Source organism: Streptomyces sp. NPDC001508, assembly GCF_040298665.1.
Classification (GTDB): Bacteria; Actinomycetota; Actinomycetes; order Streptomycetales; family Streptomycetaceae; genus Streptomyces.
The window spans coordinates 70,340-94,106 of record NZ_JBEPAP010000009.1; the positions used below are offsets into that span (position 1 = coordinate 70,340).

At 71.7% G+C, this 23,767-nt stretch carries 21 protein-coding genes and 3 pseudogenes; 17 read left to right on the forward strand and 7 right to left on the reverse strand.

Annotated features, from left to right (window positions below; all coding sequences use genetic code 11):
* Nucleotides 1-146 precede the first annotated feature (146 nt).
* The 4 genes and pseudogenes from ABT245_RS11495 to ABT245_RS11510 all read left to right on the forward strand — a co-directional run.
* Nucleotides 147-746 carry a DinB family protein gene (locus ABT245_RS11495; protein WP_351731825.1) on the forward strand — a complete coding sequence of 200 codons (600 nt, stop codon included), beginning with the start codon at nucleotides 147-149 and terminating at the stop codon, nucleotides 744-746.
* Nucleotides 747-1,123: 377 nt separating this feature from the next.
* Nucleotides 1,124-2,317 (forward strand): hypothetical protein, encoded by a 1,194-nt coding sequence (locus tag ABT245_RS11500; RefSeq protein ID WP_351731827.1) that lies wholly within the window; start codon nucleotides 1,124-1,126, stop codon nucleotides 2,315-2,317.
* A 90-nt stretch (nucleotides 2,318-2,407) separates the two neighbouring features.
* Entirely contained in the window at nucleotides 2,408-3,976 is a 1,569-nt protein-coding gene (locus ABT245_RS11505) for a sensor histidine kinase (protein WP_351731830.1), read from the forward strand.
* Nucleotides 3,977-4,022: 46 nt separating this feature from the next.
* Nucleotides 4,023-4,127, forward strand: a pseudogene (locus ABT245_RS11510) (mycothiol transferase); the annotation flags it as partial.
* Between the two features lie 146 nt (nucleotides 4,128-4,273).
* Here ABT245_RS11510 and ABT245_RS11515 read toward each other — a convergent pair.
* Nucleotides 4,274-5,107: a pentapeptide repeat-containing protein gene (locus ABT245_RS11515; protein WP_351731833.1), complete on the reverse strand. Its 834-nt coding sequence runs from the start codon at nucleotides 5,105-5,107 to the stop codon at nucleotides 4,274-4,276.
* Nucleotides 5,108-5,115: 8 nt separating this feature from the next.
* Nucleotides 5,116-5,304, reverse strand: coding sequence for a hypothetical protein (locus ABT245_RS11520; protein WP_351731836.1), 189 nt, complete (start codon nucleotides 5,302-5,304; stop codon nucleotides 5,116-5,118).
* 426 nt (nucleotides 5,305-5,730) lie between these two features.
* Here ABT245_RS11520 and ABT245_RS11525 point away from each other — a divergent pair, with 426 nt between their 5' ends.
* The 3 genes from ABT245_RS11525 (at nucleotide 5,731) to ABT245_RS11535 (ending at nucleotide 8,777) form a co-directional block, all read left to right on the forward strand.
* Complete coding sequence (locus ABT245_RS11525; protein WP_502982109.1) at nucleotides 5,731-6,852, forward strand: LacI family DNA-binding transcriptional regulator; 1,122 nt, start codon at nucleotides 5,731-5,733, stop codon at nucleotides 6,850-6,852.
* 84 nt (nucleotides 6,853-6,936) lie between these two features.
* Complete coding sequence (locus ABT245_RS11530; protein WP_351731841.1) at nucleotides 6,937-8,535, forward strand: FAD-dependent oxidoreductase; 1,599 nt, start codon at nucleotides 6,937-6,939, stop codon at nucleotides 8,533-8,535.
* A gap of 62 nt (nucleotides 8,536-8,597) precedes the next feature.
* On the forward strand, nucleotides 8,598-8,777 hold the full coding sequence (locus ABT245_RS11535; protein ID WP_351732121.1) for a hypothetical protein: 180 nt from the start codon (nucleotides 8,598-8,600) through the stop codon (nucleotides 8,775-8,777).
* On the opposite strand, the pseudogene ABT245_RS11540 reads toward ABT245_RS11535, so the two are convergent.
* Nucleotides 8,717-8,949: pseudogene (locus tag ABT245_RS11540) on the reverse strand (hydantoinase/oxoprolinase family protein); the annotation flags it as partial. The gene ABT245_RS11535 and the pseudogene ABT245_RS11540 overlap by 61 nt on opposite strands.
* A 130-nt stretch (nucleotides 8,950-9,079) precedes the next feature.
* Between ABT245_RS11540 and ABT245_RS11545 the strand changes: the two are divergent.
* Nucleotides 9,080-10,369: an esterase/lipase family protein gene (locus ABT245_RS11545; protein ID WP_351731844.1), complete on the forward strand. Its 1,290-nt coding sequence runs from the start codon at nucleotides 9,080-9,082 to the stop codon at nucleotides 10,367-10,369.
* Between the two features lie 44 nt (nucleotides 10,370-10,413).
* Entirely contained in the window at nucleotides 10,414-11,445 is a 1,032-nt protein-coding gene (locus tag ABT245_RS11550; protein ID WP_351731846.1) for an alpha/beta fold hydrolase, read from the forward strand.
* 177 nt (nucleotides 11,446-11,622) lie between these two features.
* Here ABT245_RS11550 and ABT245_RS11555 read toward each other — a convergent pair.
* The 4 genes and pseudogenes from ABT245_RS11555 to ABT245_RS11570 form a co-directional block, all read right to left on the reverse strand.
* A pseudogene (locus ABT245_RS11555) lies at nucleotides 11,623-11,742 on the reverse strand (M55 family metallopeptidase); the annotation flags it as partial.
* A gap of 4 nt (nucleotides 11,743-11,746) precedes the next feature.
* Entirely contained in the window at nucleotides 11,747-13,960 is a 2,214-nt protein-coding gene (locus ABT245_RS11560) for a xanthine dehydrogenase family protein molybdopterin-binding subunit (RefSeq protein WP_351731849.1), read from the reverse strand.
* Nucleotides 13,960-14,967 carry an FAD binding domain-containing protein gene (locus ABT245_RS11565; protein ID WP_351731851.1) on the reverse strand — a complete coding sequence of 336 codons (1,008 nt, stop codon included), beginning with the start codon at nucleotides 14,965-14,967 and terminating at the stop codon, nucleotides 13,960-13,962. The genes ABT245_RS11560 and ABT245_RS11565 overlap by 1 nt, the downstream gene beginning before the upstream one ends.
* A complete protein-coding gene (locus tag ABT245_RS11570; RefSeq protein WP_351731854.1) occupies nucleotides 14,954-15,484 on the reverse strand; it encodes a (2Fe-2S)-binding protein in 531 nt (176 codons plus the stop codon). The genes ABT245_RS11565 and ABT245_RS11570 overlap by 14 nt, the downstream gene beginning before the upstream one ends.
* A 346-nt stretch (nucleotides 15,485-15,830) precedes the next feature.
* On the opposite strand from ABT245_RS11570, the gene ABT245_RS11575 reads away from it, so the two are divergent.
* From ABT245_RS11575 to ABT245_RS11610, 8 genes are all read left to right on the forward strand, one after another.
* Nucleotides 15,831-17,009, forward strand: coding sequence for an NAD(P)/FAD-dependent oxidoreductase (locus ABT245_RS11575; protein ID WP_351731857.1), 1,179 nt, complete (start codon nucleotides 15,831-15,833; stop codon nucleotides 17,007-17,009).
* On the forward strand, nucleotides 17,006-17,266 hold the full coding sequence (locus tag ABT245_RS11580) for a (2Fe-2S)-binding protein (RefSeq protein ID WP_351731860.1): 261 nt from the start codon (nucleotides 17,006-17,008) through the stop codon (nucleotides 17,264-17,266). Before ABT245_RS11575 ends, ABT245_RS11580 begins: the two co-directional genes overlap by 4 nt.
* Complete coding sequence (locus tag ABT245_RS11585) at nucleotides 17,253-18,659, forward strand: FAD-dependent oxidoreductase (RefSeq protein WP_351731862.1); 1,407 nt, start codon at nucleotides 17,253-17,255, stop codon at nucleotides 18,657-18,659. Before ABT245_RS11580 ends, ABT245_RS11585 begins: the two co-directional genes overlap by 14 nt.
* A gap of 10 nt (nucleotides 18,660-18,669) precedes the next feature.
* Complete coding sequence (locus ABT245_RS11590) at nucleotides 18,670-19,599, forward strand: dihydrodipicolinate synthase family protein (protein WP_351731865.1); 930 nt, start codon at nucleotides 18,670-18,672, stop codon at nucleotides 19,597-19,599.
* A 1-nt stretch (nucleotide 19,600) separates the two neighbouring features.
* A complete protein-coding gene (locus ABT245_RS11595) occupies nucleotides 19,601-20,602 on the forward strand; it encodes a proline racemase family protein (RefSeq protein WP_351731867.1) in 1,002 nt (333 codons plus the stop codon).
* Between the two features lie 9 nt (nucleotides 20,603-20,611).
* Complete coding sequence (locus ABT245_RS11600; RefSeq protein WP_351731869.1) at nucleotides 20,612-22,000, forward strand: aldehyde dehydrogenase family protein; 1,389 nt, start codon at nucleotides 20,612-20,614, stop codon at nucleotides 21,998-22,000.
* Nucleotides 21,997-22,893, forward strand: a complete 897-nt coding sequence (locus ABT245_RS11605; protein WP_351731872.1) for an LLM class flavin-dependent oxidoreductase — start codon at nucleotides 21,997-21,999, stop codon at nucleotides 22,891-22,893. The genes ABT245_RS11600 and ABT245_RS11605 overlap by 4 nt, the downstream gene beginning before the upstream one ends.
* Nucleotides 22,894-23,074: 181 nt before the next feature.
* Entirely contained in the window at nucleotides 23,075-23,752 is a 678-nt protein-coding gene (locus ABT245_RS11610) for a GntR family transcriptional regulator (RefSeq protein ID WP_351731874.1), read from the forward strand.
* Nucleotides 23,753-23,767: the final 15 nt, after the last annotated feature.

Sequence of the window (23,767 nt, forward strand, 5' to 3'; positions counted from 1 at the left end):
CTGCGAGATGCCGGCGTACTCCCACCCTCCTGGCACCCGCCCGCCCCCTCACCCCGAGCCGAGGCCGCCCCGAGCGGCGCTCCGCCTCGTTCTTCGCAACCCACGTGGCACTGTCGATGTCAGTGCCGGGTGGAAGACTGCCCGGCATGATCGAACCGGACCCGAAAGCGAACCTCCTCCGCTATCTGCAAGAAGGGCGAGACGCCCTCCTGTGGAAGCTCGACGGACTCTCGGAGTACGACATCCGCCGCCCGCTGACGTGCACGGGCACCAACCTGTTGGGCCTCGTCAAACACATCGCCGGCGTGGAGCTGGGGTACTTCGGGGACACGTTCGGGCGGCCGTTCTTCGACGAGGAACGGCCGCCCTGGTGGTATACGGAGGACGCAGAACCCAACTCGGACATGTGGGCCGCGGCAGACGAGTCGCGCGAAGACATCGTCGGGCTGTATCAGCAGGCGTGGGAGCACTCCGACAGCACGATCGCGGCGCTGACGCTCGATGCGACAGGTCATGTCCCATGGTGGCCGGAGGACCGGCGAGAGGTGACACTGCACCACATCCTGGTGCGCGTGATCTCCGACACTCAGCGGCACGCCGGGCACGCCGACATCGTGCGCGAGCTGATCGACGGGAACGTCGGGCACCTGAAAGGCAACGACAACATGCCACCAGGCGATCAGGCATCGTGGGAGAACCATCGGCGTCGACTGGAGCGGGTGGCACGGGGATTCGAAGGCGGCTGACCCTTTCACGCCGGCGTCAACCCGTCGGCGCACAGACCGGCCGAGCGGCGCCGTTCAGCCGGCCTCGGCCCTCGACACCCACCATGCCTGCGGCGCTAGGCGCCTCGTCGCTCAACGTCAGGAGGACGCCTGTGCCGCGAGCGCTCGATGACCGACCGGATACGTGCCGTGCGGAAGACCGACGGCCTCACATCGAGGCCGTGGGCCCCGACTCGGGAGAGGGGTGACGGCGCCGATCGGACGGGGAGTGTGGCCGGTCGGCCGATGTGGTGCCGCGGCGGGTGCACCTAGCGTTCCTCTGGTCAGGCCACCGCGCTTCGAGGGGAACATCGATGGGCCAGCGAGCAACGACCCGTGCACATGCCGACGGTACGGCCATGGCCGGGGCGACCACGGAGTTCGAACCGGACGTCATGGACCTGCTCGTGGAGACACTGCGCCGTGCGGTCAGGTGTGAGTTGCCGGTGGTGGGGACGGACACCCTGCTGGGGGAACTGGTGTCGGGGGACACGGACGCCGGTGCGGCGATCGCCCCGGGAATGCGGAAGGCCGGCTCGCTCAGCGGTCTGATCTCCGGTCGGGCGGGCCTCGGTTGGGTGAGCGACGACGAGGCGGACGGCGCTCCCGTCCCGGCCGGCACCGACGAGGAAGCCGATCGGGAGGCCGATGAGAGGGAGGTCGAGAGCGCCTGGCGCGAGGCGTGGTGGCGCGTCGGCCTCGCGTCCGGCCGATCCGCCCCGGAGAACGGCAGGACGCAGCCGACGATGACCGGGGCGCTGCGCGCGTGCCTGCTGCTCGCGCTCGGGTCGGCCCGCGCCGAGGGCACGATCTCGGTCCGCTGCCGCCATGTGGCCCGCGCCCTCGTGGCACTCCCGGACACCAGGGCACGGGAAGCCCTGCTGCTGCGGAGGCTGGACACGGCCGCCGCGGCCGCCGCGCTCGACCGGCTGGCCGCGGCAGAGACCGAAGGGGCGGAATCCCGCGGCGTCACCCTTCTGCGGCGGGCCGGCACGGTGGGCAAGAGCGGCAACCGCCTGAGCCGCGCGCTGACTTCGTGGACCTCGCAGAGCACGGTGAACGGCTCACCCGTGCTGTTCGCGGTGTCCGTCGAGGCGGTACGCCAGGCGGTACGGTGCGGGCGTGCCACGGTGGAGCCGGAGGACCTTCTGCTGGGGATGCTCGCCCTGGACCGGGCACTGTCCGTCGCCGGGCGCTCGCTTCCCGCGAGTCTGGCCGACGTCAACTCCGCCGCGGAGCTGTTGCGCCGGCACGGCGCACGGCAGGCCGCCCTCGTCCCCTCGGCCGCGGCGCCCCAGCCCACCGCTGATTTCAACGCCGACAAGGTGTGGCTGTCGGCCGCCGCCGACCGGATGATGGCGGTGGCGCGGCTGTCGGCCGCCGAGCACGGCTCGCCCACCGTCGGCACGGTCCACCTGCTGTACGCCCTGCTCGGCACGTCGGAGCCGGACGCGGACGCGGCGGCGGGCAGCGTCGTCGTACGGCTGCTGGCCGCCGAGCGGGTGGATGTGAACGCGTTGCGGTCAGAGCTGAGCCTCCCGCTCGGCGCATGACCCCCCTGGCCCGCCGTGCGGCCACCGCCGCCGCGGCTACCGTTACCCAGGGTGTGCCGAGGCGGCGCAGCGGGAGCGATGAGGAGTCAGGTGCGCGCAGAGACAAGGCCGTTGCGGCTGTCCGAACGGCTCGGGCACACGGTGGTCGGGGTGCCCCGGCGGTTGCGTCGTGCGGCGGCCGAGAACCGGGCCGCGCTGCGTGCCGCCCGGCCACGTACGGTCGTCGTCGAGTCCCTGCTCTTCGCCCTGGCGGGGGCCTTCGCTCTGGTGCCTCTGCTGCTGGTACCCCCGGAGCGGCTGGTGTGGGCGGTACTGGAAGGTGTGTGGGCGGCGCTGCTCGTCCCGGTCCGGCGCGCCCGCCCGGGCGCCGCGGTCCTGGGGTCCGCCCTGCTGGTCGTGGGCGACAACGTATGGACGCTGGCGGTGGCGCCGCTGATCGTGCTGTCCGCCACCCGCCGACTCGCACCACCGCGGCGCGCCTGGCTGACGGTCGGGGCGGCCTGCGCCGTCGTCGGTGTCCTGACCGTCGTCCGTGACCTGGTAAGGCCCGAGGAACCGCCGCTTGCAGCGCCGCTGGCACTGATCGGCAACGCGGTCTCCGTGGTGCTGCTGCTCCTGCTGCCCGCCCTGGCCGGGACCCTGCTGGGCCGGCGCCGGCTGCTGGTCAACCTGCTGCGGGAACGCAACGCCTATCTGGAGCAGGCCCGCACGCTGACCGCCGTGGCGGCCAGGATGGAGGAACGCAACCGGATCGCGGGAGAGATGCACGACCTCCTGGGCCACCGGCTGAGCCTGATATCGGTGCACGCCGGGGCACTTGAACTCGCCGTCGCGCGGAAGGCACCCGCCCTGGCCGAACAGGCCGAGCTGCTGCGTACGACCGCCGGTACGGCGATGGAGGAACTGCGGGACATCCTCGACGTCCTGCGGCACGAGGACATGCCGGACCCGATGGACGGCACCGGGGACGACAGGGGAACACATGACGACATCACCGCGCTGGTGAAGGAATCCCAGCGGGCGGGCAGCACCGTCCAGTTGGAATGGTCCGTTCCCGACCGGGTCGAGATGGGGCCCCGTACGCGTCAGGCGATCCACCGCGTGGTCCGCGAAGGGCTGACGAACGTGCTGAAACACGCGTCCGGCGCACCCACCCGGGTGGCGGTCAAAGGCGGGCACACCTGGATCGAGGTGTCCGTCACCAACGAGGCACCGCACGCGGCGGGCCCCTCCCGCGGCGGAAACCGCAGCGGTCTGGCCGGCTGCCAGGAGCGGATCTCGTTGCTCGGCGGCACCTTCGAGGCGGGCACCTTGGCGAACGGCGGCTTCCGCATGGCGGCTTGGCTGCCCGCCCACGGGAACGGTCCCCCGGAAGCCATCGCGCGCCCCCGGGCCTCGGCCGCACCCCTGGCGGACACGGCGCGCCATCGCTCCGACGGCACCGCATACGCGCATTCCGACGGCACCGCATACGCGCCGTCCGACGGCACCGCATACGCGCCGTCCGACGGCAACGTACGGAAAGGGGCGCGCGCCCCACTGCCGGACGAGGTCCTGACCTGGCCGCGCGTCCTCGGCTCGGGCTGTGTGGCGCTGCTCGTGGTCCTGCCGACGGTCGCTTTCCTCGTCGTCCTGCTCGCGGAAGCGGCCCTAAGATGAGCTGATGATCCGAGTCCTGATCGCCGACGACGAGGCGCTGATGCGCGCGGGAATCCGGCTGATCCTGGAGAACGCCGAGGAGGAGTACGCCCGCCACTGCGGACACGCAGATCTGCTGCGCGAACGCGTCGACGGCCGGGTGGGGCAGTAGCACGGTCCGACGGGCAGGGTCAGCGCCGACATATGAGGGACTCCAGTGACGGTATGTCATAGTCACTCCGCTCTCCTGAACATGCTCGGTACGGCCGGCGATGATGCCGGCGCTCTTGCGGCACCGTGCCGGCCGGGTACGAGCACTTACTGAGAGGCGTTCGTCGCCTGTGAGCGCGGTGGCTGTGCGGTCCTGCTCGACATGTCGTCGGGCAGGTCCCCTTCGGGGCGACGCACACCCGCGAGGTTCGTGTCGTTCCATCTGACCTCGGCCAGGTACGCGCCTTCCAGGTTCGCTCCGGCCATGTCCACCCCGCTCAAGTCCGCGCCGGTCAGGTCCGCGTCCCGCAGGTCGGCCTGTTCGACGTCGGCATGCGCCAGATCCGCGCCGGCCATGACGGCCTTCTTCAGGTCGGCTTCGGACGCCTTTGCGTCGGAGAGATCGGCCCCGGTCAGATTCGTACCCTTCACCACGGCCTGCTCCAGACGCGCACCGGAAAGAACGGCCTTCTCGGCGTTTGCGCCGGAGACGACCGTTCCTCTGAGGTCAGCGTTGCTCAGATTCATCCCTTCGAGCTTGGCCTCGACGAGGTGGGCGCCTCTGAGGTCGATGACGGCGTTCGCGTCGTGGGAGGGGTTGCGATTGCCGAGCGCGTAGAGGGCCGCCTGGATGTCCGGGGACTTCTCCGTGGTCTTCAGGTTCTTGGTGGCGCGGTCGCGGATGTACTTGGACAGCATGTCGATGACCGCGGGCTGCATTCGAGGAGAGTCCGTCATGATGCTCTGCATCGAGTAGATGGCCCCCCTGCGCACATCCGTGGAGTCGTCGACCAGCTTCTCCACGGCGGTGTCGTACCGATCGGCAATCTGTCCCTGCTCGGATATGGTCAATTCATCCGATACCTGGACGACAGAAATCCAGGTGAAGACCAGTGCGGCGACCGCGGCCAGTGCGGGGAGCGTCGTGGTGAAGAGGTTCACCCAGTGGTTCAGGCCCGCCGCTTGCTCGACGGGAGCGCCAACTGCCCCGTGGACACGGGATCGTTCGGGTGCCCGCCGTCGGTGTCCCGGTCGATGTGCCCCCAGTGGTGGCCGGAGCCGGCGAAGCCCGTCGCGGCGTCCCGACCGGCTTCGGCGGGCGACGATCCGGCGCAGCTGTCGACTGCGTGCTCCCGCACGGGGTGTGCCTCTGCTCATGGCTGCCATTTGAGCCGGTGCCCACCGCAAAGCGCAAAGGCGGCCTGCCGGAGCGCCGCCGCACGCCCGGCCGCCGCCGCGCATATGTCGCCGGTGACGGGACCGGCACGGTCGGCCGCGGCCCGGCGTCGAAGGCTGCGACCGCGCCCGCGGCGACCCCGCTGACGGAATCGTCGTCCCGCTCGACGGCACCCGTCTCACGCCGGGACCTCAGCGTCTCGCGCAGGGATCTCAAGTCGCGGCCCAGCCCGTGAGGCTGGGTCCTAAGGTCGCGGGCCGGCCCGTGAAGCAGGGAGTTCAACTCGCGGCCCAGCCACTGGAGTTGCCCTCGTCTCGGGGCTTGACTTGAAATCGGCGGTCCCTCACAGTGCTCGTCAATGCGTATTACCTAATACGCATTGACGCGGATGAGGAGGAGCGGCGTGGCCAAGGAAGTCGCGGGACGTGCCCGGCCGGGCCGGGCCCCTGTGCCACCGGGACGGCGTTCCCGTCCCCGGCAGGCCGAGGTGGCCCAACTGGCCGGTGTGTCGCAGGCGACGGTGTCCCTGGTGCTGTCGGGACGGGACGAGGCGACGGCGCGGCCGTTCTCGGAGGAGACCCGCAGAAAGGTCCTCCAGGCCGCGCAGAGCCTCGGCTATGTGCCCGATCCGGCCGCCCGCCGGCTCGCCGCCGCCCGCAACAACCTGCTCGGCGTGTTCAGCTTCACCGCGACCTTCCCGACCGATGTCCGCCACTCGTACTACCCCTTCCTGGTGGGCGTGGAGCAGGAGGCCGCCGCACAGGGCTACGACCTGGTCCTGTTCACCGGCTCCAGCGCGGGCGGCGCCGACGCGGCGGGCGCGGGCGCGCTCAACCGGGTACGGCTGGCGGACGGTTGTCTCTTCCTGGGCCGGCACGCTCCCTCGCGGGAACTGGCGCGGCTCGTGCGGGACGGTTTCCCGGTCGTCCACCTCGGCCGCCGCGAGGACACCGACAAGGTGGCCTGGGTGGGTGCCGACTACGTGAGCGCCAGCCGGGACGTCGTCACCGCGCTCGCCGAGGCCGGCCACCGGCGCGTGGTGCTGGTGCGCGAGGACGACGACGCGCCGGCCTCCGCCGACCGCGAGCGCGGCTTCCTGGACGGCCTGCGCACCGCGGGCCTGCCCGCCGGGCCGCGGGCCGTCTTCCGCTCGGCCGATCCGGCCTCGGAGGTCACCGCCGCCCGGATTCACGCCTGGCGGAAGGACGGGGTGACCGCGTTCGTCGCCGAGGAGACCGACACCGGTGACGCCTGGCGCGCCCTGCGCGCCGCCGTCGCCGAGGCGGGCCTCAGCTGTCCCGGCGATGTGTCGCTGGCGGTCCTGGGCAGCCCGCCGCCGGACCTGGCGGGCGAGCCCGCACCGATGGGGTTCGACATCCCACGGGCGAGGCTGGGCGCCGAAGCCGTCCGGCTGCTGTCCGCCCTCATCGCGGGCGAGCCGACCGAAAGCACGCTGGTCGCCTGCACATTCAGGGCCGGCGTCAGCGCGGGCCCGCCGGGCGCCGACTGAGGCCGGGCGAGCCCACCGAGCGAACCTCGCACCCGACCGGCCGCACCCGGGCCGCTCGCCCCGGAAGACCAGCAAGGGAGAAGCGTGATACCGGAAGCCGACATCCTCATCGTGGGCGGTGGGCTCGGCGGCGTCGCCGCCGCGCTCGCGGCCTGCCGGGCCGGACGCAGCGTCGTGATGACCGAGGAGACGGACTGGATCGGGGGCCAGCTCACCAGCCAGGCCGTGCCGCCGGACGAGCATCCGTGGGTGGAGCAGTTCGGCGTCACCGCCACCTACCGTCATCTGCGCGAGGGGATCCGCGCCTACTACCGCCAGTGGTACCCGCTGCGCGCCGAGGCGCGGGCGGTGGCGGAACTCAACCCCGGTGCCGGACGGGTGAGCAAGCTGTGCCACGAACCCCGGGTGGCGCTTGCCGTGCTGGAGGGCATGCTCGCCCCGCACCGGGCAGCCGGCCGACTGACCGTCCTGACCGAGCACCGGCCGGTCGCGGCCGAGTCCGACAACGATGTCGTACGGTCGGTCACCGTGCGGGACCGGCGCGACGGCACCCACCGCACGCTGACCGCCCGTTACGTCCTGGACGCCACCGAGACCGGCGAACTGCTGCGTCTCGCCGGCGTCGAACACGCCACCGGCGCCGAGTCACGAGCCGAGTTCGACGAGCCGCACGCTCCGGACGCCGCGCAGCCCCTCAACCAGCAGGGCATCACCGTCTGCTTCGCGCTCTCCCACCACGAGGGCGAGGACCACACGATCGACCGGCCCGCCGCCTACGACTTCTGGCGCGCGTACCGGCCCGCGTTCTGGCCCGGCCCGCTGCTCGGGTTCCAGGCACCCGATCCGCGCACCCTGGAACCCGTCGGGCGCACCTTCCGGCCCAACCCCGACATCGACCCGCTCGCCGTCACCGCCGACCAGAGCGCCGACGCGGGCGACAAGGAGCTGTGGGGATTCCGCCGCATCCTGGCCCGGGGTCTGCACGCACCGGGTGCGTTCGAGTCGGACATCACGCTGGTGAACTGGCCGCTCAACGACTACTGGCTCAAGCCCTACATCGGTGAGGAGACCCAAGCCCTCGACGGGGCACGTGAGTTGTCGCTGTCGCTGCTGTACTGGCTGCAGACCGAGGCCCCCCGCCCCGACGGCGGCACCGGCTTTCCCGGCCTGCGGCCACGCCCCGACGTCACCGGCACCAGCGACGGCCTCGCCAAGGCCGCGTACGTGCGCGAGTCGCGGCGTATCAAGGCGGTCACCACCGTCACCGAGCACGACGTCGCCATCGACCTGGTCGGCCCCCGCGGGGGCACCCGCTACCGCGACTCGGTGGGCGTCGGCGGCTACCGCATCGACCTGCACCCCTCCACCGGCGGCGACTCCTACATCGACATCGGCTCCGTCCCCTTCGAGATCCCGCTCGGCGCGCTCCTGCCGCGCCGTGTGCGCAACCTGGTGGCGGCCGGCAAGAACATCGGCACCACCCACATCACCAACGGCTGTCACCGGCTGCACCCGGTGGAGTGGAACGTCGGCGAAGTCGCCGGCGCCCTGGCCGGCCACTGCCTCGCCGAGAACGTCGAGCCGCACCAAGTGCGGTCCGACGACAAGCGGTTGGAGGACTTCGGCCGGCTGCTCGACCGCGCCGGCGTGCAACGTCACTGGCCCGACGTCAGAGGCTACTGAACCACCCCCGCGCGGCACGGAGTCGGGCGGGGCAGCACCACCTGCCCCGCCCCGCCGCCCGCGTGGACCGACCCAGCACAAGGAGGTGCCCGGACCTGACCACCCACCGCATCCGCGTCGGCATCGACGTGGGCGGAAACTTCACCGACGCCGTGGCCGACGACGCCACGACGCTCCACTCGGCGCCCTGGGCGATGACGGCCTGCTCGGCCTCCGCGCGTACGGCCAGGATCTGTTCCTGAGACGCCCCGGGCACGATCCGCTCCACCTGTTCGCGGACCAGGGCGAGGGCGACACCGATCGGGCTGATGACCTCGCTGTGCGCGGCGATCCGGCCCGCATGCCGGTGACCGCGGCCAGGTGCGGGGTGACGGAGGCCGCGCCGCCCCCGCCGCCGACCAGGACCGCGGCGTCCTACGTCGGCCCACCATACGAGTGGACTGCTTTATAGGGTCCCCGCACATGCCGTGCCCCGCACCCTGTGCCTAACGTGTGCGCTGCCCGGGGCCGGCCCGGCCAAATCGCGGACAAGGGGGTCCGGAACATGCGGCACGGACGAGGTCATATCGGGTGGTGGCGGCTGCTGTTCGCCCTTCTGCTGGCGATGGTGGCCGGCCTGCCGGCCGCCGCGGGCACGGCGTCCGCCGCCGCGCCGCCGTCGTACCTCACCCTTGAGGCGAGCTACGGATCAGGCGTCGTCAAGAACGGCTGGGAAAGCGTGGAGCGGTATCTCGACACCACCACCGGATTTAGCACCGAGGACGTTCCGACGGACGGCCGCGGTGACCAGGACGGCCAGCGCGTCACGTACTTCGGTGGCGTCTCCCGCCCGTACTCCGGCCGCTTCCTGCTCTACTCGGCGCCCGGCTGGAACACCGGCACCCAGACCACGCCGATCCTGCTCGTGCACGGCGCGAACGACACCGCGGACCGTGCCTGGGCCAATCCGGGCGAGTCGGGCGGTTACGGCTGCGGCGCCGCCTCCTGTCCGTCCACCGGGCTGATGCAGTACCTGTCCGCGCGCGGCCACCGCGTCTTCGCCGTCGGCTTCGCGCACAAGCAGGGCGACAACCTGATGCAGGCGCAGATCGTCGGCGACGCGATCGCCGTCATCAAGGCGAAGCTGGGCGTCGGCAAGGTCGACCTCGTCGGCTGGAGCAAGGGCGAGATGTCGACGCGCGCGTATGTGTCGTCGGTGAAGCCGAGCTGGGGCCGCGCCTACGCCGACGACGTACGCAAACTGATCACCGTCGGCGGTCCGAACGGCGGCTACGACTACCCGTACGCCCACGGCTGGGCGCACGACTTCTCCATCTGGCCCGAATGCGGCGGAAAGGTCAACGCCCCCTCCCCGCACTCCCACATGACGTGCTACGGCCTGTACACGGAGCACCCCGAATTCTCGATGACGCCCTCCGGCGGCCACGACTACTACCCGGGCCAGCGTCAGATGCTGGCCCGCTGGGACGGGGTGTACGGAGTGGACGGGGCCGCGCAGGACTGGTACACGACGTACTACGGCGGCCAGGGCTTCTACACGGAGGGCAGCGGAATCCAGGCCGCCATCGACGCCGGCTCCCTGATCAAGCCGCTGCAGAACGCCGGAGTACCCGCCTCCGTCACGACCTATCTGCTGGCCGGCGGATCCCCGAGCGTCCTCGGTATCTTCAACGAGAACCGTGGCCCCAGCGATGGTGTCGTCTTCATCGCCAGCGCACTCGACACCACCGGCATCCCCACGGTCGGCGGCACCGCCACCATCGTCGGCGCCAACCACCTCGAACTCGGATGGAACACCTCTGCCGCCGCCCAGATCGCCACCTGGCTGACATGACAAGAATGACGGAACGAGGAGACCAGAGAGACCAAGGACCGCACATGAACACGAGCAGCATCCGCTCCCGCCGCGTACCCACCGAGCGTCTCACCCTCCGGATCGAGGAGGTCCGGGACGAGGGCGAAGCGGTCGTCTTCGTCCACGGCAACATCTCCTCCTCCGCGTTCTGGCGCCCCGCCCTCGCCGGGCTCCCGGACCGTTACCGGCCCATCGCGCTGGACCTGCGCGGCTTCGGCGGCACCGACCCGCTGCCCATCGACGCGACACGCGGACTGCGGGACCACACCGACGACCTCGCCGCGCTGCTGGCGGCCCTCGGGATCGACCGGGCGCACCTGGTGGGCTGGTCGATGGGCGGGGGCGTGGTGCTGCAGTATCTGCGCGACCACCCGGCCGCGGTGCGCTCGGTGACCCTGGTCAACCCGGTCTCCCCGTACGGCTTCGGCGGCACGCAGGGGAAGGACGGAGTCCTCAACTCCCCGGACGGCGCGGGCTCCGGCGCGGGCACCGCCAACCCCGAGTTCGTCGCGCGCCTCGCCGAGGGCGACCGCGGTGAGGACTCCCCGCTCTCACCCCGTTCGGTCCTGGCGAACTGCTACGTGAACCCGCCGTGGCGTCCCGAGTACGAGGAGGAGTACGTCACGTCCATGCTCACCACGCGGACCGGCGACGACCACTATCCCGGCGACAGCACCGCGTCCCCCGCCTGGCCGGGTGTCGCACCGGGCACCCGAGGGGTGCTCAACTGCCTTTCCCCGCTTCGTTTCCGCATCGACGACCTGCATGTGATCGACCCCAAGCCGCCGGTGCTGTGGATCCGCGGCGAGAAGGACGTGATCGTCTCGGACACCTCGATGTTCGACCTGGCACACCTGGGTTCGATCGGCGCGGTGCCGGGCTGGGACGGGACCCCCGCCCAGCCGATGGTGACACAGACACGCCATGTCCTGGACCGCTACGCCGCCGAGGGCGGCACGGTGCGCGAGGTCGCCGTGCCCGGCGCGGGGCACGCGGTGCATCTGGAACGGCCCGAGGAGTTCGGCGCCGCGCTGCTGGAACTGTTCTCGACCTGACGCCGCGCACTACCGTGCCCACACAGCGGCAACCCCACCCGGCACGGCCTCACCGCAGGCCGGCCGGAGGGTTCAAGCAGCGGTTCGCTGCCGGTGGGATCTTCCCGCGGTGTGCCACAAGTGACACGCTTCAACGGGATACTGCCATGACGCGTTCGTGGCGGAACTGGCCTGGAACTAGCCGGGGTTGATGGTTGCCAGTTGGGCGAGGAGCGGGATCAGGCGGTATGTGTCGGCGTAGTCGGCGGTGGTGAAGGCGACCGTGCGGGCGCCGTCGGTGCGGGACACGCCTTGGATGGGGTCACAGGAGGGTGTCCAGGGTGATGGGGAGGTTGCGGATGCGCTTTCCGGTGGCGTGGTGCACGGCGTTGGCGATCGCGGGTGCGATGCCGACCAGGCCGACCTCGCCGACGCCCTTGGTGCCGGTGGGGGTGCCGCGATCGGGCTCGCCGACGAAGACGACGTCCAGGTCCGGGACATCGGCGTTGACCGCGATCAGATAGTCGCCGAACGTGCCGTTCGCGATGCGCCCGGTACGCGGGTCGGTGACCGTGTCCTCGAACAGGGCCATGCCGATGCCGCCGACCGTCCCGCCGATGATCTGGCTTCGCGCCGTCTTCTCGTTGAGGATGCGGCCACCGTCGATCACGGAGACCACCCGCGCGACCCGGATGAGCCCGAGGTCCGCGTCGACCCGGACCTCCACGAACTTCGCGCCGTACGCGCCGGCGAGGGACATGCCCAGCTCGCCGCCGGCCGGCGGGGCGCTGTTTCCGTTCGCCGTGAGTTCGGACAGCCCGTGCCGGGCGAGGACGTCCACATACGACTCCCCGCGGTCCGCTCGCCCCGCGGGGTGGATGCTCCCACCGCTGCACTCCACGTCGTCCGGGCAGACGTCCCGCAGGGGCGAGGCGGCGTCGGCCGAGGCGAGTTCGGCGAAGGAGCGCACCAGCCGTCGGCAGGCGTCGTGCACGGCGTTGCCCAGTGCGCCGGTCAGGCCGGAACCGCCCGCCATCGGCGCGTTGGGCATGTCGGAGTCGCCCAGGTCGAAGCGGACCCTGTCCAGGGGCAGGCCCAGTTCCTCGGCGGCCAGTTGGGCCATCACGGTGTAGGTACCGGTGCCGATGTCGGTCGCCGCGCTGCGCACCAGCGCGCTGCCGTCGCCGCGGACGGTGGCCTGCGCGGCGCAGGGCTGCGCGAAATGGGGGAACAGCGCGCCGGCCATGCCGTAGCCGATGAGCCAGTCGCCGTCGCGCATGGAGCGCGGCTCGGGGTTGCGCTCGTACCAGCCGAAGCGCCGCGCGCCGACCTCGTAGCACTCCAGGAGCGCCTTGCCCGACCACGGCAGCCCGTTGCGCGGATCGACGTCGGTATGGTTGCGCAGCCGCAGCTCCAGCGGGTCCGTGCCCAGCAGGCAGGCCAGCTCGTCCAGCGCCGACTCCAGCGCGAAGTTGCCCTGCGCCTCGGCCGGGGCGCGCATCGATGTCGGAACGGCGATGTTGATCCGTGCCTGCCGGTCCCGGGTGATCACGTTGGGGCACCGGTAGGCGAAGGCGGTCGCCGCGGCGAAGGGCTCGTAGTCGCTGTCCTCCATGCTCAGGGAGGTGAGGCTGCGATGGTCGAGGGCGACCAGCTCGCCGTCGCGCCGCGCGCCGATCCTCAGCCACTGCACCCCGCTGGGCCGGTGCCCGACGGAGGTGAACATCTGCGGCCTGGTCAGGACCAGCTTGACCGGCCGCTTGAGCACCCGGGCCGCCATGGCGGTCAGGATCACATGCGGCCACGCGCGCAGCCCCGCTCCGAAACCCCCGCCCACGTAGGGCACCAGGACCCGCACGGAACTCTCCGGAATGCCGAAGGCCGTCGCCAGGCTGGTGCGCACCATCGACGGCCACTGGCTGGTGTCGTGCACGGTGAGGGTGTCGCCCTCCCACGCGGCCAGGGTGGCGAACAGCCCGAGCGGGTTGTTGGTGTTGTCCGCCGTCGTGTACGTGGCCCGCAGGGTCACGTCGGCGGACTCCAGTGCCGCGCCGGTGTCGCCGCGTGAGGTGTCCATCCCCCATGGGTCGACGAGTTGTTCGGCCCGCGGGTCCCGGAGGTCCGACAGCGGCTCGGCGGCCTCGTAGTCGGCCTGCACCAGGCGCGCCGCCGCACTGGCCTGCTCCGGGGTGTCGGCCACCACGAAGGCGATGTGCTGCCCGTGGTGGAGGATCCGGTCGTCCCGCAGCGGGGCGGGCGGCGACGCCCCGAGCACCGTCATCGGTCCCGTCCCCACCCGCGGCGCGTTCTCGTGGGTGAGGACGCCGATCACCCCTGGGGCACGCTCGGCGGCCTCGGTGTGCATGCGGACGATCCGGCCCGCGGCGATGGTGCTCTGCACCAGGGCGCCGTAGGCCTGGCCGGGCACACTGAAGTCCATCGGGTACGGGGCGGTGCCGGTGACCTTGCGCGGGCCGTCGACCCGGTTGACGCCCGCGCCGACCAGCGGCCTCCTCCTGCTCTCGACGGTGCTCATTAGAGGACCATCCCTTCTGCAGCCCTCACCCCCGAAACCGTCTGCAACGCGCGCACCAGGGTGCGCCGGGCGAGCGGCACCTTGAACGCCGTGCCCGGGACGGTCCAGGCGTCGCGCATGGTCGCCTCGGCGGCCTCCTGGAACGTGGCCGTTGTGGCGGGCGCGCCGGTCAGCACATGTTCGGCCTCGTGGGCCCGCCACGGTTTCGTCCCCACACCGCCCAGGCCGACCCGGGCCGCGCCGATCATGCCGTCCTCCACGACGAGCAGCACCGCGGCCGAGACGAGGGCGAACTCGTACGATGCGCGGTCGCGGACCTTGAGGTAGCCCGACCGGGCGGACGCCGACGGCAGCGGGATCTCCACCCCGGTGATCAACTCGGCGTGCTCCAGGACGTGTTCACGCTCAGGGCTTTCGTCGGCGGTCAGGTAGAACTCGGTGAGCGGCACGGTGCGGGCCCGTGAGGGCCCCTGGATGTGCACGACCGCGTCAAGGGCCACCAGTGCGACGGCGAGGTCGGACGCGTGCAGCGCGATGCACCGCTCGCTCGCGCCGAGCACCGCGTGCATGCGCGCCGCGCCCCGTACCGCGGCGCAGCCGGAACCCGGTGTGCGTTTGTTGCACTCGGCGACGGTGGGGTCGCGGAAGTAGCGGCAGCGCGTGCGCTGCAGCAGATTGCCCCCGATGGTGGCCATGTTCCGCAGCTGTACCGAAGCGCCCCGCAGCAGGGCCTCGCGCACCAGGGGCAGCCGCGCGGCGACCGTGGCGTCGGCGGCCAGCTCCTCCATGGTGGTCAGCGCCCCCACATGGAGGGCATCACCGCGGTGTTCGACGCGGTGCAGCGGGAGGCGGGTGATGTCGATCAGCCGGGGCGGCTCCAGGACCCCGTCCTTCATCAGGTCGAGCTGGGTGGTGCCGCCCGCCAGGCAGGACGCCGCCGGGTCGTCCGCCAGCAGCCGCACCGCCTCACGGGTGTCGGTGGCCCGGACGTACTCAAAGGCCCGCATCGTGACCTCCTCGGGACGCTGCCTCGCGTATCGCCGCCACGATGTTGGGATAGGCGCCGCACCGGCACAGATTGCCGCTCATGAACTCCCGGATCTCCTCGTCGGAGCCGGCCCGGCCCTCGGCCAGCAGCGCCACCGCGGACATGATCTGTCCCGGCGTACAGAAGCCGCACTGGAACCCGTCGTGCTCCATGAACGCCCGCTGCACCGGATGGGTCCCCTCGGCGCCGGAGACACCCTCGATGGTGGTGATGGCACGGCCCTCGGCCTGAGCGGCCAGGGTCAGGCAGGCCAGTACGCGCCTGCCGTCCAGATGAACCGTGCACGCGCCGCAGGCGCCCTGGTCACAGCCCTTCTTCGTGCCCACGAGGCCCAGCCGGTCACGCAGCGCGTCCAGCAAGGTGACCCGGGTGTCCAGCCGCAGGGTGTGCGGGCGGCCGTTCACGGTGAGTGTCACGACCCGCTCGGAGATCACAGGACGCTCGTCCATGTCCCGTCTGCTCGCCATGTCCGTCATCGCGTCCTCCTCCGGACGGGTGAGGGCACAGGACTCAAGCCGCTTCCGGGCCAGTCCCAGCGAAGGCCATGATTCACCGACGCGGCATTTCGCCCATGTCCGACCACTATAAGGCGGTTCACCGCAAAGCCCCCGCCCAAGCCGCCTCCCCCATGAAGCGCACGCGACTGCCGCCGTGTCATCGGGTGTAGCGCGGGCCGCGGTGACGGCGATGAGGGGGCGAGGGGGTCCTCGGGGCGCGCCGGAAGTGCTGCGTGGTGGTCGAGGCGGGGGCCGTGGTGGCGAGCGCGTATTTTTCCGCCGGTGGATCTACCGACAGTACGTGGCATGTGACATGGTACTGCCCATGCAAAGCGCAGACGTCGTCATCGTGGGGGCCGGTATCGTCGGCGCCGCCGTAGCCCGGCGGCTGGCCCTGGGCGGGTTCCGGGTCACCGTGCTGGATCAGGGCGCCACCGCCGGAGGGACATCGTCCAGCGGTGAGGGCAACATCCTCGTCTCCGACAAGGGCCCCGGTGCCGAACTCGACCTCGCGGTGCTCTCCGGCCGCCGCTGGAGCGAACTCGCCGCCGAGCTTTCCGCGGAGCTGGGCCCCGGGTTCCCCGATCTTGAGTTCGAGGCCAAGGGCGGCCTGGTGGTGGCGACGACCGCGACGGGCGCGGACGCACTGGCCGCCTTCGCGTCCACGCAACGCGGCGCGGGTGTCGACGCCCGCCCGGTGAGCGCCGCGGAGGCCGCCGCACTGGAGCCCGACCTCACACCGCATGTCGCCGCGGCCGTCCTTTATCCCGACGACGCCCAGGTGCAGCCGGCCGTCGCGACCGAGGCCCTGCTCGCGTCGGCTCGCCGGCACGGCGCACGGGTGCGCCAGGGTGTCACCGTCGTCGGCGGCATCGTCTCCAACGGACGGATCGTCGGCGTGCGGACCACCGCCGGGACCTTCAGCGCCGAGCACACGGTCGTGGCCGCAGGACCCTGGTCCGGCGAGGTCGCCGGAAGCCTCGGCGTTCGTCTTCCGGTGCTGCCCAGACGGGGGACCGTGCTGGTCACCGCGCGGATGCCGCACCGCATCCGGCACAAGGTGTACGACGCCGACTATGTCGGTGCCGTCGAGTCGGGGTCGGCCGCCCTGCAGACGTCCAGTGTCGTCGAGTCGACGGCGGCCGGGACCGTTCTCATCGGCTCCTCGCGAGAACGACGCGGCTTCGACGAGCGGATCGAGGCCGCGGTGGTCGGCGAACTGGCCGCCAAGGCCATGCTTCTCTTCCCTTTCCTGGCCGGCGTTCCGGTCATGCGGGCCTACGGCGGTTTCCGGCCGTACGTGCCCGATCACCTCCCGGTCATCGGGCCCGACCCCCGCCTGCCCGGCCTGTGGCACGCGACCGGGCACGAGGGGGCGGGCATCGGGCTCGCGCCGGGTACGGCGGACCTGCTCACGGCGCTGATGACCGGGGCGGAGCCCGAGATCCCGGCGGCCCCCTACGCCGTGACCCGTCCATCCCTGAAGGAGGAGACGACCGGATGAAGATCGGCGTGACCGTGGACGGCGAACGGCTGCGCGCCACGCAAGGGCAGACCGTAGCCGGGCTGCTCATGGCGCGTGGCCGCATCTCCTGGCGCACGACCGCCCGAGGCGGCCGGCCGCGCGGCCTGTTCTGCGGCATCGGTGTCTGCTTCGACTGCCTGGTGACGGTGAACGGGCTCAGCGATGTGCGTGCCTGTCAGCGCCTGGTGGCCGACGGCGACATAGTCGAGACGGGGACGGCCGATGAGAAGCGTTGACGTGCTGGTGATCGGGGCCGGGCCGGCCGGGCTGGCCGCGGCCCGGGCCGCCCGCCGGGCCCATGCCCGGGTGGTGCTGCTCGACGCGTCCGCTGTGCTGGGCGGTCAGTTCTGGCGCCATCCGCAGGCCGGGAGTCCGGACGCGGACAGCCACGCCCTCCAGCACAAGTGGGCCCGGTTCACCGCGCTGCGGCAGGCGCTGACGGACGATGCGGACTGCGAGATCATCACCGGTGCACAGGTCTGGGCGGTGGACCGCCGTGACAGCCTGCCGCCCGTCGTACACGCGCTGGTCGGCCCGGCCGACGGCGGTGATCGTCGGCGCCTGGTCCTGGAGCCGCGCGCCCTCGTGCTCGCCACCGGTGCGCATGAGCGCACCCTGCCGTTCCCGGGCTGGGACCTGCCGGGTGTCTACACGGCGGGCGCGGCACAGGCGATGGCCAAGGGCGAGCGGGTCGCCGTCGGCAAGCGTGTGCTGGTCGCGGGCACCGGACCGTTCCTGCTTCCGGTCGCCGTCGGACTGATGCATGTGGGCGCGACCGTGGTCGGTGTCGTGGAGGCGAGCGGCTGGCGGCGGATCGCCCGGGGCTGGCTGTCACGCCCCCACCAGATGAGGCCGCGGCACCTGATACCCAAGTCGGCCGAACTCGGCGGCTATCTCCGTGTGTTGGCCGCCCACCGGGTGCCCCTTCGCACCGGCGCGGCCGTGCTGGCCGCGCACGGCGAGGACCGGGTGACCGCGGTCACCGTGGCCCGGATCGCCGACGACTGGCGGCCCCTGGCGGGCACCGAACGAAGGGTCGAGGTCGACGCGGTGTGTGTCGGCCACGGTTTCGTCCCGCGCACGGAGATCGCCCTCTCGGCGGGCTGCGCGCTCGCCGCCGACGGGAGTGTGGACGTCGATGCCGAGCAGCGCACCTCGGTGCCGGGTGTCTACGCGGCCGGCGAGATCACCGGTATCGGCGGCGCCGACCTGGCCCTCGCCGAGGGCGAAGCGGCCGGACGGGCCGCGGCCGGCCGGGCCGGTGGCAGCGTCGAGGTGAGCCGGCACCGCGCCTTCGCCGACCGTATGCACCGCGCGCACGGCATCCGGCCCGGCTGGACGTCCTGGGTCGGCGACAGCACCGTCGTGTGCCGCTGCGAGGACGTGAGCGCCGGGCAGCTGCGCGCCGCGCTCACCGCCACCGAGACCTGCGGCCTGCGCTCCCTCAAGCTCAGCTCACGCGCCGGTCTCGGCATCTGCCAGGGCCGCACCTGCGGCCGGAACGTCGAGGACCTTCTTCCCGACACCCCACTGGATCCGGGACGCATGGCGAAACGCCCGATCGTCGTCCCGGTCCGGCTCGGTGAGATCGCCACGACCCCACCGAACGACACGTCCCCCACTGAATGAGAGGTAGACCATGACCGGCAAGGGATTCGATCTCGGCGGCGTGATCGTCGCGACGGCGCTGCCCTACAAGGCGGACAGCTCCGCCCCCGCGGGGCTCGCCGTTGACTACGACCGCTACGCCGAGCACTGCGAGTGGCTGATCGCCAACGGCTGCCGTGGCGTCGGGCCGAACGGCTCGCTCGGCGAGTACTCGTCGCTGACCGACGAGGAGCGGCGCCGTGTGGTGCAGGTGGCCGTCGAGGCGGTGGGCGGGCGCGGGCTTGTGGTGGCCGGTGTGCACGGCGCGGGCTGGCACCAGGCCAAGCACTGGGCCGAGCTGGCCGAGGCGGACGGCGCCGACGGTGTGCTCGCCCTGCCGCCGACCCTGTACCGGGCCAGTGACGAGCAGGTGGTCGACCACTACCGGCACATCGCCGAGGCCGGCCTGCCCATGATGATCTACAACAACCCGTTCGACACCAAGGTCGACCTTGCGCCGCGGCTGGTCGCGGAGCTTGCCCAGATCGACGAGGTGGTGGCGATCAAGGAGTTCAGCGGGGACGTCCGGCGGGCCTTCGAGATCCGCGAGCTGTGCGACATCGACGTCATCGCGGGCGCCGACGATGTGCTCTTCGAGCTGATGGTGGACGGCGCGGTCGGCTGGTTCGCCGGTTTCCCCAACACGTTCCCGGCCGAGTCGGTGGCGATCTACGAGCACATGGCGGCCGGCCGCTACGAGCAGGCCCGTGAGCTGTACAAGCAGCTGGTCGCGGTGTTCCGCTGGGACTCGCGGACGGAGTTCGTACAGGCCATCAAGCTGGGCATGGACATGGTCGGCCGATTCGGCGGTCCGTGCCGTCCGCCGCGCGGGCCGCTCACCCCGGCTCATGAGAAGCAGGTGCGCGCCGACATGGAACGCGCCATCGCCGGGGTCGCCGCGCTGTCCGCGGAAGCGGTCTGACATGCGGGCCGAGCGGCTGTTCTCCGCGGTCGACTCGCACACCGAGGGAATGCCCACCCGGGTGGTCACCGGCGGGATGGGCGTCATCCCCGGCGCGACGATGAACGAACGCCGGCTGTACTTCATGGAGCATCTGGACGATGTGCGCCGGCTGTTGATGAACGAGCCACGCGGGCACGCCGCGATGAGCGGGGCGATCCTTCAGCCGCCCACCCGGCCGGACGCCGATTTCGGTGTGCTGTTCATCGAGGTGTCCGGCTGTCTGCCGATGTGCGGTCACGGCACCATCGGGGTGGCCACGGTCCTGGTCGAGACCGGCATGGTCGCGGTCAGCGAGCCGGTCACCACCGTCCGGCTGGACACCCCGGCCGGGCTGGTGGTGGCGACGGTCCAGGTCAGCGACGGGCACGCCGACGCGGTGACCCTGGAGAACGTGCCGGCGTACAGCGACCGGCTGGACGCGGAGATCGAGGTGCCGGGGCTCGGGCGGGTGCCGTACAGCCTGGCCTTCGGCGGCAACTTCTACGCGATGGTCGACCTGGACGCGGTGGGGCTGCCCTTCGACCGGGCCCGCAAGAGCGAGATCGTCACCGCGGGGCTGGCCATCATGGAGGCGATCAACACCCAGGCGCCGCCCAAGCACCCGGACATCGACGGCCTCGACCACTGCCACCACGTGGAGTTCGTCGCACCCGGCTCGACCGCCCGGCACTCCCGGCACGCGATGGCGATCTTCCCCGGCTGGTTCGACCGGTCACCGTGCGGCACGGGAACCTCGGCGCGCATGGCCGAGCTGTGGGCCCGCGGCGAACTGGAGATCGGTGCCGACTTCGTCAACGAGTCGTTCATCGGCAGCCGGTTCACCGGGCGGCTCGTGGCCGAGACAACGGTGGGCCCGCACGCCGCCGTCGTGCCGACCGTCACCGGCCGCGCCTGGGTCACCGGAATCGGGCAGTACCTGCTGGACCCCTCAGACCCCTACCCGGCCGGCTTCGAGTTCTGAGGACGGCACATGGAACTGACCGAGACCTCGCCTGCCGAGCGGGCGGCCGTGCTCAACGCGATCGGGGACGAACTGACCGCCGCGGCCGGGGAACTGATACCGCAGGCCAGGGCCGAGACCGGGCTCGCCGAGGCACGGCTGGCCGGAGAGCTGAAACGCACGGTCGTACAGCTGCGGATGTTCGCCGACGTCTGCGCCGAGGGCGAGTTCCTCGATGTGCGGATCGACGACGCCGACCCGGAATTCGTCCTCGGCCCTCGTCCCGACCTGCGGCGGTTCAATCTGCCGGTGGGTCCGGTGCTGGTGTTCGCCGCGAGCAACTTCCCGTTCGCGTTCTCGGTCGCCGGCGGTGACACGGCTTCCGCGCTGGCCGCCGGCTGTCCGGTGATCCTCAAGGCGCACCCCGGACGTCCGCGTCTTTCCGCGCTGACCGCCGAGAAGGTGCGGTCCGCGCTGGTCAGGGCCGGCCGGCCCGTGGAGACCTTCGAGGTGGTCTTCGCCTCGTGCCGTATCCACGTGCTCGACCTGAAACAGAAGAACCCCGGGTATGTGCTCGACTCGACCGACATGTATCAGGAAGGCATGTTCTTCCCGGGCTCGCGCCTCTACCGCGCCGGCACACCCAACCAGGAGATCTTCGACATCATCCGGTTCAACTCGCGGATGCCCGAGCGGACCATCGGAGACCTACAGGCCCAGGTGTCGGCCTGTGTGACGGGAGTGCGGCGCACCCAGGAACTGGCCGCCAAGCACGGCGCCGACGTCCTGGTCTCGGCGATGGGATCGATCAACGACCACGGTGAGCGGCTGGCCCGGCTGGGCCTCGCCCGACTGCCGCGCGGCACCTGGAGCGCCACCGACATCGTCGACTCCGACGGCGTCGACACCGACCGGCACTCCGTCGCGGGCGGGGTGCGCTCCATCGAGCACGGCAACCTGCTGGACGACGACACGGCCACCGCGATGGCCGCGGCACGCGCCTTCCTGGTGCCGACCCTCGTGGCCTACGACGCGATGGCCCGGCGCTGGCAGGAGGCGGCCCTGAGCCCGGTGCAGCGCGCCAAGAACGCCGAGGTGCTGGACTTCGGCCTCAGGGCGGTGCAACGGGCCCAGGCGGCCGGGGTACGCGTCGGATTCGGCACCGACCTGATGGCCGACCTGGAAGACGATCAACTGCGCGGACTGGAACTGCAGGCCGAAGCCATCGGCTGGCGGGCGGCCCTGCGCTCGGCGACCCGGGTGAACGCGGACCTCGTGGGCCGGCCCGACCTGGGCCGTGTCGAGGTGGGCGCGACCGCCGACCTGCTCCTGCTGGACGGCCCGCTCACCGACGACGAGACGCTGCTGTGGGACGGGACAAGAAACCGCACCGTGATTCAGGGAGGTGTGCCGAAGTGACTGTTCCCGCCCTGTCCTGTCTGATCCTGCCCGACCAGGCGCCGGCGGAGTTCATCGCCCGGGTCCGTGACGCGGAACAGGCGGGCGCGCGTACGGTCTGGACGTACGATCACCTGTCCTGGCGCGACCTGGCCGACGGCCCCTGGTTCGGCACCGTGCCCCTGCTCGCGGCGGCGGCCTCGGCGACCTCCACCGTGCGTCTCGGCGCGCAGGTGGCGACGCCCAACTTCCGGCATCCGGTGCCGTTCGCGAAGGAGGTCATGACCCTCGACCATGTCGCCGCGGGACGACTGGACCTGGCCATCGGAGCGGGCGCGGAGGACGCGGACGCACGCGTGCTCGGCCGGCCGCCGGCGTCCCGCAAGGAGCGCGCCGACCGGTTCGAGGAGTGGGCGACGCTGCTCGCCACCCTGCTGGAGCAGGACCGCACGGATTTCCGTGGCTCCTTCTACAGCGCCGACGACGCACGCATGATCCCGGGCTGCGTGCAGCGACCCCGGGTGCCGCTGACCGTCGCCGCGACGGGCCCGCGCGGCATGCGACTGGCGGCGCTCCTGGGCGCGGCCTGGGTGACGTACGGGCCGTATCGCCGATCCCCCGCGCCGCCGCAGTGGCTGGCGGCGATCGCGGAGCAGAGCACGCAACTGGACACGGCGATCGCCGAGGTGGCACCGGGCAGACCGATCCGCCGCATCGCGCAGGTGGCGCTCGACGAGGCCCGCCCGTTCAAGGACGCCGACACCTATCGGCAGTTCGTCGAGGACGTGGCGGCGGCGGGTTTCGACGAACTCACCGTGCACTGGCCCCGCACCGACGGCCGAGGCGTGCCCGCCGCCGCCCTCGACATGGTGGTCGCCACCCACACCGGATCCCCGCCCTGTCACGGAAGGTGACGCGTCGGCACGCCGCCTCACGGAAGTCGGGCACACCGCCTCATGTCGCGGAACGTGACGTGTCGGGCACGCCGCCTCACGGAAGGGGACGGGCCACGGCGGAGCAGGTCACACGATCGGTAAGATGTGCCATTGCACTGGGAGGACAGGGCTAGGCCGTTGATTGGTGATGGGGATATTCATGGTGACCGCGGACAGTGACTCTCTGGCTCCGCTCACGCCCGCCAGCAGCCTGCGCGAGCGGGTCGAGGAGGCGATCGCCGCGGCCATCGTCTCGGGTCAGATGCCTGCCGGGGAGGTGTTCTCCGCCCCCACCCTGGCCGCTCGCTTCGGTGTCTCCGCCACACCCGTCCGAGAGGCGATGCTCAACCTGGCCAAGCGCGGCATGGTCGACATCGTCCGCAACAAGGGCTTCCGCGTCACCGCGGTGAGCGAGGACGAACTGCGCGCGATCGTCGACGTACGGCAACTGCTGGAGGCGCCGGCGGTCGGGCGACTCGCGGGAGGACTCGCCGAGGCCGAGCTGACCCGCCTGCGCGGACTGGCCGAGGAGATCGTACGGGGCGCCCGCGACGCCGATCTGACCCACTACCTCCAGGCCGACACGGCCTTCCACCTCACGCTGTTGAAGCTGGCCGGCAACCTGAGGCTGCATGACATCGTCGCCGACCTGCGGGCCCAGACACGGCTGACGGGCCTGGCGAATCTGGTGGCGACGGAGGAACTCCAGTCGTCGGCTCGCGAACACCTGGATCTGCTGAACCTCCTGGAGGCGGGGGAGGCCGAGGAATGCGAGCAGCTGATGGTCCGGCACATCGGCCATGTCCTGGGCTGGTGGGCCGGCCACCAGGAGGCGTGACACCCCGCCGTTCGA